General features: G+C 43.4%; 9 protein-coding genes. 6 read left to right on the top strand and 3 right to left on the bottom strand.

The window, feature by feature from the left end:
- Positions 1-595: 595 nt before the first annotated feature.
- From F6K51_RS23740 to F6K51_RS23730, 3 genes are all read left to right on the top strand, one after another.
- On the top strand, positions 596-1,633 hold the full coding sequence (locus F6K51_RS23740) for an ABC transporter substrate-binding protein (RefSeq protein WP_293024829.1): 1,038 nt from the start codon (positions 596-598) through the stop codon (positions 1,631-1,633).
- 75 nt (positions 1,634-1,708) lie between these two features.
- Positions 1,709-2,527 carry an ABC transporter permease gene (locus F6K51_RS23735; protein ID WP_293024827.1) on the top strand — a complete coding sequence of 273 codons (819 nt, stop codon included), beginning with the start codon at positions 1,709-1,711 and terminating at the stop codon, positions 2,525-2,527.
- 368 nt (positions 2,528-2,895) lie between these two features.
- Positions 2,896-3,687, top strand: a complete 792-nt coding sequence (locus F6K51_RS23730; RefSeq protein WP_293024826.1) for an ABC transporter ATP-binding protein — start codon at positions 2,896-2,898, stop codon at positions 3,685-3,687.
- Positions 3,688-4,020: 333 nt separating this feature from the next.
- Here the strand turns inward: F6K51_RS23730 and F6K51_RS23725 are convergent, their stop codons facing one another.
- Positions 4,021-5,223, bottom strand: coding sequence for an aminotransferase class V-fold PLP-dependent enzyme (locus F6K51_RS23725; RefSeq protein WP_293024824.1), 1,203 nt, complete (start codon positions 5,221-5,223; stop codon positions 4,021-4,023).
- Between the two features lie 513 nt (positions 5,224-5,736).
- Here F6K51_RS23725 and F6K51_RS23720 point away from each other — a divergent pair.
- Both F6K51_RS23720 and F6K51_RS23715 read left to right on the top strand, forming a co-directional pair.
- Positions 5,737-6,099: a response regulator gene (locus F6K51_RS23720; protein WP_070391006.1), complete on the top strand. Its 363-nt coding sequence runs from the start codon at positions 5,737-5,739 to the stop codon at positions 6,097-6,099.
- A gap of 694 nt (positions 6,100-6,793) precedes the next feature.
- A complete protein-coding gene (locus F6K51_RS23715; RefSeq protein ID WP_293024821.1) occupies positions 6,794-9,754 on the top strand; it encodes a methyl-accepting chemotaxis protein in 2,961 nt (986 codons plus the stop codon).
- A 66-nt stretch (positions 9,755-9,820) separates the two neighbouring features.
- Here F6K51_RS23715 and trxA read toward each other — a convergent pair whose 3' ends face one another.
- Positions 9,821-10,147, bottom strand: coding sequence for a thioredoxin (gene trxA, locus F6K51_RS23710; RefSeq protein WP_075896319.1), 327 nt, complete (start codon positions 10,145-10,147; stop codon positions 9,821-9,823).
- A 345-nt stretch (positions 10,148-10,492) separates the two neighbouring features.
- On the opposite strand from trxA, the gene F6K51_RS23705 reads away from it, so the two are divergent.
- Complete coding sequence (locus F6K51_RS23705) at positions 10,493-10,807, top strand: hypothetical protein (protein ID WP_293024819.1); 315 nt, start codon at positions 10,493-10,495, stop codon at positions 10,805-10,807.
- A 369-nt stretch (positions 10,808-11,176) separates the two neighbouring features.
- On the opposite strand, the gene F6K51_RS23700 is transcribed toward F6K51_RS23705, so the two are convergent.
- Positions 11,177-12,340 (bottom strand): GuaB3 family IMP dehydrogenase-related protein, encoded by a 1,164-nt coding sequence (locus F6K51_RS23700; RefSeq protein ID WP_075896321.1) that lies wholly within the window; start codon positions 12,338-12,340, stop codon positions 11,177-11,179.
- Between the last annotated feature and the right edge of the window lie 313 nt (positions 12,341-12,653).

The raw sequence follows: 12,653 nt of genomic DNA, 5'->3' as shown, positions 1-12,653 counted from the left end.
GTTGTTCATCACTAAGCTGGTCTCCCTAAACGCGGCACTGAAAGCTTAGGGGTTAATGATTGATTGGATTCCTTCCCACTCAAGGTGGGATGCAGAAGTGTTTAACTTTAGATCAGGGAACTTCGGATGAACTAGTTTTAGATTAACTTGGTATCTTTAACTACAGTTTTTAGCATCTTTATCCTAATTCTTGCTCTGTTCACAACAACGATAGACAGACATTAGCAATTTTGGTAAACTTTGATAGCTGGATTAAACACTTCTGGGGAAACCTCTAACCTTAGGACATCAGGCTAGACAAAGATAAAGCCGAAAAAAGTAAGCAGATACCAGCAACCTACGCCGTAGACGGTGTAACTTTAGCAGCCATCTACCATGTCACATCCAACACTCCTGAAAGGAAAGTGTGGATGGTAGGATGATCAGGTGTCTGGGTCAGATGTTAACTGGAAAAGACTTGGACAATTTTCTGTCCAGAAAAAACGGTTACTTGAACCCAGTGTCGGATTAATCTGTAAACCATTAGTTGGAGGTGCAGCATTCATTCCCACCTAACTCTAGGAGTGTAGGTGTGTTATACTGCCGCAATAGAAGAATGAAAATTCCCAAATTACTATCCCTATGTGCTGTATTTCTACTTAGTTTAGTCCTAGCTATTAGCTGCAACCAATCCCCAAACACCAAACCCTCAGATAACTCCCAAGCCGTTAAAGATTCTACTCCCATTGTTATGGGATACAGCAGTTGGCCTGGTTGGTGGCCGTGGTACATTGCGGAAAAAGAAGGTTTATTTGAAGCCAATGGCCTTAATGTACAACTAAAATGGTTTGATGGCTACCTAGAATCCATGGAAGCTTTGGCAGCAGGAAAACTAGATGCTAATTGCCAAACCCTTAATGATACGATATCTTTTGCTGCTGATGCTGTTAATGGTGAAGTAGCGGTTCTGGTGAATGATAACTCTGCTGGCAATGACAAAATTATTGTCACAGCAGAGATTAATTCCCTGAAAGATTTGAAAGGTAAAAAGGTAGCAATAGAAGAGGGAGTTGTAGATGACTTCTTGCTTAGCTTAGCCCTAGAAGAAGAGGGAATGTCCAGAAAAGATGTGGAAATTGTACCCTTAGAAACTGGGGCAGCAGCAGCAGCATTTGCAGCGGGTAAAGTAGATGCCGTGGGTGCATTCCCTCCCTTTTGGCTCACTGCCCTAAAACGAAAGGGAAGTAAAGAATTAATTAGTTCCAAAGCATTTCCTGGGGCAATCCCTGACTTACTTGTCGTTACTCAAAAGCTGATTGATGAACGTCCTGGCCAAGTTCAAGCTCTAGTAAAGACTTGGTTTGATATCCTAGAGTTTATCAAAAATAATCCCAAGAAGGCCGATGAACTGCTGGCGGAACGCGCTAATGTTAGTGTTGAGGAATTCCAACAGTTTAAAGAAGGAACTCGAATATTTACCCTGGAAGAAAACCTAGAGGCATTTATCCCTGGTAATAGTATGAAGCATATGCCGTTTGCCGCTAAAAAGATGTCTCAGTTTATGCTGGATGTGGGATTTATTCAAAAAGTTCCTGATTTAGATAAGATACTTGATGACCAGTTTGTCAAAGCCTATGCCGCAGGTCGTTCTTAGTCATTAATAACCCATCTAATTAAACCGGTGCGTTACACGTCGTTAACGCACCCACCACATTTCTTAGACTCTTTAATGAATAGTTCCCAGACAACCAAAACTCTAAAACCCACCGTTTTTTGGCGCATTGCTGAGGATATTCCCAAATCCTTAAACTGGATATTAATTATCCTATCAGTTACTATTCCGTTTGTTGTTTGGTGGCTCATCTCAAGTTTTGCTGGCCTTGATTCCGTCTTCCTCCCGTCACCGATTGACGTGGGTAAAGCCGTTATCCGTTTGTGGCAACAAGGCTTTCTTATTCAAGATACTATTGCTAGCATACTCAGAGTTTTTGCTGGCTTTCTGTTAGCAGCACTTATTTCCATTCCCTTGGGGATTTCCATGGGAGCATTTGCCAGTATCCGAGGGTTAACAGAACCAATAATTGGTATTGTTCGCTATATGCCAGCTCCGGCATTTATCCCTCTATTCATTATCTATCTAGGTATTGATGAAGCACCGAAAATTGCACTTATTTTTATCGGTACTGTCTTTTTCAATACCTTAATGATTATGGATGCAGTAAAGTTTGTTCCCAAGGATTTAATTGAAAGCACCTACACTTTGGGAGGACTACGAAGACAAGTCCTATTACAGGTGATTACTCCCTATGTGATTCCCAATATTATTGATGCATTTCGAGTCAACATGGCAGCATCTTGGAATTTAGTGATTGTAGCAGAATTGGTCGCAGCAAAAGTGGGACTAGGTAAACGTATTTTGCTAGCCCAAAAGTTTCTAAAAACCGATGAAATATTTGCCTGCTTGATTATTCTAGGATTAATCGGATTTGCCATTGATTTATCCTTCCGATTGCTGCTCAGACTTACCTGTAAATGGGCGATTGATTAGATTTTTTGTTAACGGTTGTTCGCGTAGCGTGGCCGAAAGGCCAAGGTTGAAGGTTGAAGGTTGAAGGTTGAAGGTTGAAGGTTGAAGGTTGAAGGTTGAAGGTTGAAGGTTGAAGGTTGAAGGTTGAAGGTTGAAGGTTGAAGGTTGAAGGTTGAAGGTTGAAGGTTGAAGGTAAGCTGTCAGCTAATGGGCTACTTCCCAGCGTCGAAGCCCACGCTAAGCGAACAGCATATGCTTACGTAATCACAAGCAAAAGGGAAAAGGCTTGCAGGAAAATTGAGAATTACAATACCTAATACCCAATACTCAATATACCGAATACTCAATACCCAATACCGAATTACCAATATCACTAATAATAAAAAACCATGCACTTAGAAATTTATCACCTTTACAAACAATTTCCCACGAAACAAGGTACTATTGTTGCCCTAAAGGATATTAATATGCATGTTGAGACAGGGGAATTGGTCTGTGCTGTGGGTGCATCTGGTTCGGGTAAGTCTACCCTGTTGCGTCTGATAGCTGGTTTAGATATGCCTACAGCTGGAGAAATTACGGTTGATGGTTTGACGGTGACTGGACCTAGTTCAGAGCGAGGCATGGTTTTCCAACGATATACCCTATACCCTTGGATGAATGTGATCCATAATGTGGAGTTTGGCTTAAAGCTGCAAGGTGTCCCAAAGCAAAAACGCCGAGAACAGGCTGGTTATTATTTAGATGTGGTTGGGCTGTCTGGGTTTGCTAAGTCCTATCCGAAAGAATTATCTGGGGGCATGAAACAACGGGTTGCGATCGCAAGAGCTCTAGCCTGTCATCCTAAAATCCTGCTGATGGATGAACCCTTTGGCGCACTTGATGTACAAACTAAGGAAACCATGCAACAGTTTTTGCTTGAGGTTTGGCAGCGGACGGGTTGCACTATATTAATGATTACCCATGATGTAGAAGAGGCAGTGTTTTTGTCTCAAAGGATTTATGTGCTGACAGCACGACCTGGTACAATTCAACGGGAATTGCGGATTGAGTTACAGGGTGAGCGCACTTACAAAATCAAGCGTCATCCTGAATTCCATCACTACACTGAGGAAATTATGGATTTGCTCCGGGATAGGCCAGAGGAAGTAAGTAGGAGTGTAATATCAAGTCCGGTTTAATACCCATAATAAAAGTATGGAGCCTCGGCGCGGATTGAGTTAGAGGGTGGGAGGTGTGGGGAGATGGGGGAGATTTTTATTAAGGCTAATTATCCTGAGATGATATTAAGGGTTGACAGTTAACCGTCAACCCTTAACCGTCAATCGTCAACGAAAACAAACATCAACTCATACAAAACAAACCTAACTGCAAATGCGATCGCAAACACTAGCCCCTCATTATAGAAAGTATGAAATGTGTGTGAATCGTAGGCCATGACTATCTAATGGGGTGCATCTTTACTTAAACTTTGACTTAAGCTTTGACTTAAGCTTTGACTTAAGCTTTTCTGATTAATTATCAAAACTAAACCCATCAATGGCCTCAATCAACCTATCAATTTCATCCGGCTGGGTGAAGTAGTGAACACAGGCACGGACACAGTCTGGGTCCCGGAGAGTTCGTAGCAAAAAGCCTTGCTGCTCCAGAAACTCTACTAACGTGTTATGGCGCTTGCCATTAGTCAACACAAAGGACACCAGACCAGCTTTGGGAGGTGAAGTAGCCAAACACCTGACTGCTTCCAACTTGGATAAGCCTTGCCATAGGTATTCACTCAATTGACAAATTTGCTGATAACGTTCCTCAGCAGTTCCCCATTGCTGATGAATTGCGATCGCACTACGTAATCCTCCATACAGGGGATAAGCCGAGGTAGCCACTTCAAATCTTTGTCCATCTGGTTGCCAATCCACAGGTTTCCCAGCTTTATCCAGAATAATCCCCCGCCAACCAATAAATGTGGGATTGAGGCTGCTCAAGGCATCTGGACTCACATAGAGACCTCCCACTCCTTCTGGGCCACACCACCACTTGTGACCGGTAAAGGCATAGAAATCTGCCCCCAGTTCAGTTAGATTTAAGGGCAAAGAACCTACTGACTGAGCTGCATCCACTAGAACCCTCACCAATTGGCTACTCTGATCATAGTTGTGACACACATGAGTTATATCCTTGAGTGGCAATACTTGACCCGTATTCCACAGTAGATGACTCAATACCACCAATCGCGTCTGAGGTCGTAAGTATTGCTCAATAGTTTTAGTGGGGTCTCCCTGATTTAGAGTTGCCATAATTGGACAAGTAGATACCTCTACCTGATACCGACGGGAGATTTCCTGGGCAGTAGCGATAATGCCTTGGTGTTCACAATCACTCATCAGGATGTGATCACCCGGTTGCCAATCAATCCCCCACATGGCAATATTGCAGCCAACGGTAACATTTTCGGTGAGGGTGATGGTTTCTGCTGATGTCCCCAACTCTAATGCGATCGCACTTCGAGTTTTGTGGGATTCCTCGGTAACCCAGTCATTGACTTTACCCGAGAATGGGCCATAGCGCTGCACATACTCATAGGCTTGTTGGATGGCATTTAGAGATACCAGAGGCAGAGTCCCTTGGCCCCCAAAATTGAAATAGGCTTTGTGGGCTAATGCCGGAAATTGCTGTCGGTGGATGTCCCGTGGAGTTACTGTAGTAGATATACCAGTCATGAGCATTTTAGTCAATCCCATGGTATTTTATCTTATCAGCCCCGTGGACAAGCTAAAATTTTTTGGATATATTGGACTAAGACATATGTCTTAATTTAAAGAGCGCGAATTTCGTGCATTTCTATAGCGCTTCTTTAGCTTGTCAAGTGCATATGTATAAATTTTCAGCAATTCCTCAGTTGACGGTAGCTAACACTAATCCGTTAGTCTTGGGGTTATTTTATTATGTATGCACCAGTAAACTAACTCTACTACTGTCTTTGGATTAAGTCCATAGCAGTAAGCTCGAACCGTTCTAATTATCCGTATTAATTATTAAAGTTTTATTAAAGTTTTATTAAAGTTTTATTAAAGTTTTATTTTTGACTAGGTCAATGAAAAGTTTATTGAATTGAACGTTTTTTGTTGAGTTGACCCTATTGGACAGTCAACATTCAATAGTAAACCAATAGTCAACAGTCAACAAGTTCATGATTAGATTATAGTGTTAAACACCAACCAATTAATTGAACTATGAGTAAAGTTTTGATTGTGGAAGATAACCTGGCTCAGTTAGAGTTAATGGCTAGATACCTACGGGACAGTGGTAACACAGTTATTTGTATTGCTGATGCTAAAGATGCTTTGGATAAGGCAGTAACCGAAAAACCTGATGTTATAGTTCTAGATATAGTTATGCCAGGAATGAGTGGCTTCGAGTTGTGCCGCAGCCTGAAGAACCATCGGGATACCACTAGCATTCCCATTGTTATTTGTTCTTCTAAAAATCAGGACATCGACCGTCTCTGGGGTATGAAACAAGGCGCTGATGCCTATCTCACCAAACCTTTTTCTAAACAGCAGCTAGTGGACATTGTTAAGTTGGCTGTGGTTTGATTCATCAGTTGAGTCCTAGGAGTAGTAATACTAATTATACCCTAATCTTTTAAAGAGTTTATATATTAAATAAATAAAATAAAATAAATAAAATAAAATAAATAAAATAAATTAATACATAAAAATAGATTTACTTCATAGTAATTTATTTCGGTTGTTATAATAGCTAGCTTGCTATTATTATTGTTTTTTTATATAGAAATGACAGATAAAACACTCCTGTCATAATAATGCTAGCATTTAAAAAATATGGTTCTTCAGTACCTGCTATGCGCTCATTTCAAGTAAAAAAAATCAGAAAGCTTACTCTACAATGGAAATGATGCTATTTAATTAACAATAATTTCTAAATACTGCCTCTTTCCACTGCTCCCTACTCCCTGCTCCCTGCTCCCTTTGCCAAGCGATGCAGCGCGGTCTTGGGGAGGCAGCGCGGTCTTGGGGGTTCCCCCCATGAGCGACTGCCGTGGTTTCCCCCATGAGCGACTGCATCAAGAAAGTGTTAATTTAGCATAACAAGTACGGAAGAGCCAAAAATATTCAAAAAAATAGGTAAAGTACACAAGTTTTGGATTTTAGGGAACAGGGGGAAAATAATTGTCTGTACCTGATTACTGATTAATATAAGATCGGCTATATATTTTATTTTTTTAAAAAAAAATCTATATTATTCTAGTTGAATAGTTACTCACTAATGACAGGTATACAATTGCGCCCGGTAATCAAGCCAACCACTAGCCTCAAAATTTCTTCCTCTCAACAAAGCAAAAAATCACACCTACAATGGTTTTATAACTTACCAGTTAAAACCAAGCAAATTGTTGGTTTGTTTTCCTCCGAAGTAATCTCTGTGGCTGCACTGATGGGTGTAGGAGCATTATTAATTATCATAGGGGGAAGAGCTCAATTACGTGGGCAAGCTCAGTCAGAGTTGGCTGTCACAGAAATAAACTACAACATTAAAATCAACCAAATGGGGTTTGGGTTCCGTGGTCAATCGGAAAATACTGCTATTATTGAAGCTGCTCTTGCCCATAGTAGAAATCAGTTATTGTCCAAATCACTAGAGGGACAAGTTAAGCAAATTCTCCAGAATGAAGTTAAAGCTCGCCAGATTGAATATGCCACTCTGGTGGACAAAGATTTACGAATTATTGTTAATGCTAATGCTGACCGGAAAGGAGAAACGTTTAATCCCAATAACCTGGTTAGTCAAGTCCTCAAGCAGTCTGAGCAAATTACAGCTAATCAAATTGTCAGCTGGCAAGAATTGAGAAAAGAATCACCCCCTTTACTTGAGGGGTTGATGAAGCAAGATGCCCTAAAGCAAGGTGCCCTAATTCGTTACACGGTCACACCAGTAAAAGACCCAAAAACTGATGATGTGATTGGTGCTTTGGTTTCTGGGGATATTGTTAATGGCAAGGAACCCATTGTCAAGGAAACCCTGAAAACCTTTAACGGAGGCTACAGTGCTGTTTATTTGCATCAGCCTTCGGGAGAATTTACCTTAGTAACAGCCTTAGACCAAGGTAAAGCTGCCAATTGGGAGCAAGCCCAATCTGATATTCCCTTACCTAATCCATCCCTACTTGAGAAAGTCGTTAATGTTGGTAAAGTAGACGAGTTAGTTACCGACCGTCAGAAGGTAGGAAACCAAACCTACACCATGGCAGCAAAAGCTCTAATGGATTCTCAGGGAGAACCGGTGGCAGTATTAGTGCGGGGGACTAGCGAATCTGACCTGAATGCTTTTCTTACAGGTAGCCTACTGCTACAAGGGTCCGTTGTGTTCTTGGCATTAGCAACAGATGTATTTTTGGCAATTCTGCTGGGGCGGTCAATTGCTGAACCGATTAAAATGCTACAGCAGACTACCCATAAATTTGCCGCAGGCGATCGCGAAACCCGTGCTGAGGTCATAGCTACTGATGAACTTGGTCAACTGGCAGATACCTTCAATAAACTTGCTGACAACATCGTATCTAAGGAAGAAGCTCTCGCTCAACAGGCTTTTCTCCAGCAAGCCATAGCGGAGCGCTCCCAGTTATTGGCTGAGTTTACCAGCCTTCTTTATAAATCTGTGACATCAGAAAATATCCTAAGTACTTCAGTAGATGGAGTTCGCAGCATCTTGCAAACCGACCGGGTGCTGATCTATAGCTTCAATGAAGGGTGGGATAGTGGAACAATCATGGCGGAATCCGTAGCACCTGGTTGGATTGAAGCCATGGGGAAAATTATCAATGACCCATTGCGGGAAGGGTCTTTGGATCGGTTCAAAAGTGGGCGAGTCTGGGTTTGCCATAACGTCTATGAAGCTAGCTTAACGGGCTGCCACTGTGATATTCTCGAACGGCTACAGGTCAAAGCCAATATGGTTGCGCCCATTTTGCATGAGGAGGAACTGGTAGGTTTATTATGTGCTCACCAGTGTTCTGAGCCACGGGACTGGCAGCCAGAAGAGGCCGATTTATTAAAACAATTGGCCATTCAGATTGGCTTTGCCCTCAAGCAAGCTCATCTGTTTGAACAGTTACAACAAGCACGAGTAGACGCGGACTTAGCGCTCAAGAAAGCAGCATCAACCTCTGATCAAATCGAACAAGCCCGCCGGGCGGCGGAGTTAAATGCTATTGAGCAACGTCAGCAAAAAGAAGCACTCCAGCACCAAGTTTTGGAACTCTTGTATAATGTCGAAAATGCTGCCAAGGGAGACCTCACCGTCCGAGCAGAAGTGGGTGAGGGGGAAATTGGTACAGTGGCGGACTTCTTTAATGCCCTGATTGAAAGTTTGCGGCAAATTGTGCTCCAGGTCAAACTTGCCTCAACCCAAGTTAATAGTGCTGTTGCTGCTGATGAACAGGCAGTGGGTGAATTAGCCCAGCAAGCAATGGCTCAGTCAGATAAGATTACCCACACACTAAGCTCTATTGAGCAGATGATGTACTCGATTGAAGCCGTCTCAAATAATGCCCGCCAAGCAGCAGAGGTTTCTCACATCGCCTCAAACGCTGCCCTTACTAGTGGGCAAGCTATGGATAGCACAGTTGAGACTATTGTAAATTTACGAGAGACTGTAGTCAACACAGCAAACAAAGTAAAGCTGCTAGGGGAATCCTCCAAGGAGATTGCTAAAGTAGTCGGGTTGGTACAGGAAATAGCTGTACAGACTAATTTACTGTCAGTCAATGCTGGGATTGAAGCGAGCCGTGCGGGAGAAGAGGGAGAAGGGTTTCGAGTAGTTGCGGAACAAGTGGGTAGACTAGCAACCCAGTCAGCCAATGCCATCAAAGACATTGAACAGGTGATTGACACCATTCAGCAGGAAACCCAAGAGGTGGTCAAAGCCATGGAAGACGGAAAAAAACAAGTGGTTGATGGAACCCAAATGGTTTTCAAGGCTAAACAGAGCCTAGAAGAAATTGTTGCCGTCTCCCATGAGATTGACCAGTTAGTCCAATCTATTTCTAACGCCACAGTTTCCCAAGCCAAAACATCTCGGGACGTTACTGACTTAATACAGGAAATTGCTGCCACCTCCCGACAAACCTCTCATTCTTCTGGCGAAGTCTCTCAATCCCTACGAACAACTGTCGAGGTTGCCCAGAAGTTGCAGATGTCCGTTGGTCAATTTAAGATTGGTGACGAATAGCTGAGGATCTGAGGAGGTTGGAAGCAATCTTTTACATGTCCCCTTTTGCCTACAAGCCTTTTGCCATTAGAGGTGCTTTTCTAGAGTATTAGCCAAGGTAGTTTTGGGGACTGCACCCACCACCATATCTACTCGTTGGCCTCCCTTGAAAATCATCAAGGTTGGTATACTGCGGATACCATAATCACCTGCCACCTTAGGATTTTCGTCGGTGTTCAGCTTAACGACTTTCACCTGACCTTCGTACTGCTGTGCTATCTCATCCACAACCGGAGACACCATCCGACAGGGACCGCACCAAGGTGCCCAAAAATCTACCAATACTGGGATGTCGCTCTCAAGTACCTCTGCCTGAAAGCTGGAGTCTGTAACTTGTGGGGCGGCTGTTGACATGCCTGGAAATCCTTGCGAATACTTTTGCTACGTACCTCCGAAATTTTACCATAGTCACAACACCGATTAAATATCTTGGGCAAAAGTTAACACTCCCATAGGGCGGAACAGGTGAGGCGGTTACAAGTTACAGGTTACAGGTTACAGCTTGAAGGTTACAGGTTGAAGGTTACAGCTTGAAGGTTACAGGTTACAGGTTACAGGTTACAGGTTATCGTCTCAACCTTGGCTTTTCGGCCACGCGTTCGCTGAAAGCGGGACTTCGTCCATCGCGTTCAACCGGCGTTGCGTCAGTCTTTGAATGAATAGGAGTAGAGTGGGCATCCTGCCCGCCCCAAAATAAGCATGAAACTGGCAAGATGCCAGTTCCACGCAAGATGCCCATTCCACGGCAAGATGCCTATTCCACAGGTGCGACCCAAGGCCGGGTTCCCCGGCCTTGGAGGCGCGCACCTAAACACTCTTAAAATCATTCCATTATTAAGCAACGCCGTTCAACCTACCCTACACCGAACGCCAAAGGCGAACAACCAAACAACCTTCAACCTTCAACTTTCAACCTTCAACCTTCAACCTTCAACCTTCAACTTTCAACCTTCAACCTTCAACCTTCAACCTTCAACCTTCAACCTTCAACTTTCAACCTTCAATATAAAATAAGGAACCGCCCGAACTATGTCCGGGCGGAGTGTGGTGTGAGGAGTGAACGGAAACATTTGTCTCCGCTTTTTCCATTGTATGTCACCGTTGATTTTTTTTCAGCAATTTCCAAGCCAGTCGAAAAATTTTGACGATTGGCGGTGGTCGCGATAAGTATCTATAATCATCGCTTTAACTATTTAGCTTTAACTATTTAGCTTTAACTATTTAGCTTTAACTATTGACAACAGTTGTTCGTGAACTTTAGAAACCTGTAAAAAAGCTGTTCAATTTATGAATTACCATAATATTTGGGAATTGTCAATGGTCAAGTTTCAATTTTCAATTGATGAACAACTAAGAATGATCAGTATTCAACTAGACACTATACTATTTCCCCATACCCAACTGCTGAGCTTTCTGGTACACTTTTCCTTCTGTTAGCAGAGAGGGAGCAATCACTACTTCCACTTGTTGCATTTCCTTGAGGTTTTTTGCTCCGAGGGTTCCCATACTGGTTTTCAAGGCTCCCAAAAGGTTGTGGGTGCCATCATCCATTTGGGCTGGTCCAGTCAGAATTTGCTCAAGTGTGCCAGTGCTGCCCACTTTTATTCGTGTCCCACGGGGTAGCACGCTCGAAGGGGTTGCCATACCCCAATGAAACCCTTGTCCGGGAGCTTCTTTGGCACGGGCAAAAGGAGAACCAATCATCACTCCATCAGCACCACAAGCAATACACTTACAGATGTCACCTCCTGTAATTAAACCGCCATCAGCAATCACTTGGACATAGTTACCGGTTTCCTGATAGTAGTCGTCACGGGCAGCAGCGCAATCTGCAACTGCTGTTGCCTGAGGTACACCGACACCCAAGACACCCCGAGAGGTACAAGCAGCACCAGGACCAATACCCACCAAGACAGCAGTTGCCCCAACTTTCATCAAATTGAGGGCAACATCATAGGTCACGCAATTCCCCAAAATTACTGGCATGGGCATATCCTGACAAAACTGTCCCAAATCCAGGGGATTGATAGACTCTGGTGACAGGTGAGCTGTTGAAACGACTGTTGCTTGAACAAACATTAAATCAGCACCAGCCTCTGCCACTACCTGACTATATTTACTGGCTCCAGCAGGGGTCAGACTCACAGCTGCAATACCACCTTGGTCCTTGATTTCCCGAATTCGCTGGGTAATCAATTCTGGCTTAATCGGTGAACTATAAAGTTCCTGCATCAGGGGAACAAACTCAGAATTTCCCACCGAAGCAATGCGGTCTAGAATCGGTGATGGGTCAGCATAACGGGTTTGAATCCCTTCTAAGTTGAGAACCCCCATTGCCCCAATTTGGGATAACTTGACTGCCATGGACACATCAATCACCCCATCCATAGCGCTGGCGATAATAGGAATTTCTCGTTCAATACCGCCAATACGCCAGCGAGTATCAGCCAAACTGGGGTCGAGTGTCCGCTGTCCGGGAACAAGTGCAATTTCATCTATGCCGTAGGCTCTGCGAGCTATCTTACCTCGCCCAATTTGAATATCCACGCTGTTTTTCTTCCGAGATTATTTTAGCTAGGTTATCAAATTGGAGCGAAGATTGCTCGAACTATACAAAGAAACTATGAATTGTGAAGCATGAAGTATAAATTATGAATTCTTAATACGTAAGCATTTAGCTATCAGCTATCAGCTATCAGCTATTCGCGTAGCGTGGCCAAGAGCCTTGGCCAAAGGCCACGCTACTGTTCGCGCAGCACCTCAAGTAGCGCAATCGGTGCTTTTGAAGCAAATAAGCACCTCAAGTAACGTGAGCCAAAAGCTGACGACTGAGCGCTGAGTGCTGAATGCTTACCTTCAT

The sequence above is a fragment of the Moorena sp. SIO3I8 genome, assembly GCF_010692325.1.
GTDB lineage: Bacteria > Cyanobacteriota > Cyanobacteriia > Cyanobacteriales > Coleofasciculaceae > Moorena.
Note: the sequence above shows the minus strand (reverse complement) of the source record. Positions and strands in the feature narration are given on the sequence as shown.

What these genes read in the sequence shown, in the direction of transcription:
- F6K51_RS23740 (WP_293024829.1), top strand. Translation starts at nt 596, where the DNA reads ATGAAAATTCCCAAATTACTATCCCTATGTGCTGTATTTCTACTTAGT.
- F6K51_RS23735 (WP_293024827.1), top strand. Translation starts at nt 1,709, where the DNA reads ATGAATAGTTCCCAGACAACCAAAACTCTAAAACCCACCGTTTTTTGG.
- F6K51_RS23730 (WP_293024826.1), top strand. Translation starts at nt 2,896, where the DNA reads ATGCACTTAGAAATTTATCACCTTTACAAACAATTTCCCACGAAACAA.
- F6K51_RS23725 (WP_293024824.1), bottom strand. Translation starts at nt 5,223, where the DNA reads ATGACTGGTATATCTACTACAGTAACTCCACGGGACATCCACCGACAG.
- F6K51_RS23720 (WP_070391006.1), top strand. Translation starts at nt 5,737, where the DNA reads ATGAGTAAAGTTTTGATTGTGGAAGATAACCTGGCTCAGTTAGAGTTA.
- F6K51_RS23715 (WP_293024821.1), top strand. Translation starts at nt 6,794, where the DNA reads ATGACAGGTATACAATTGCGCCCGGTAATCAAGCCAACCACTAGCCTC.
- trxA (WP_075896319.1), bottom strand. Translation starts at nt 10,147, where the DNA reads ATGTCAACAGCCGCCCCACAAGTTACAGACTCCAGCTTTCAGGCAGAG.
- F6K51_RS23705 (WP_293024819.1), top strand. Translation starts at nt 10,493, where the DNA reads ATGAAACTGGCAAGATGCCAGTTCCACGCAAGATGCCCATTCCACGGC.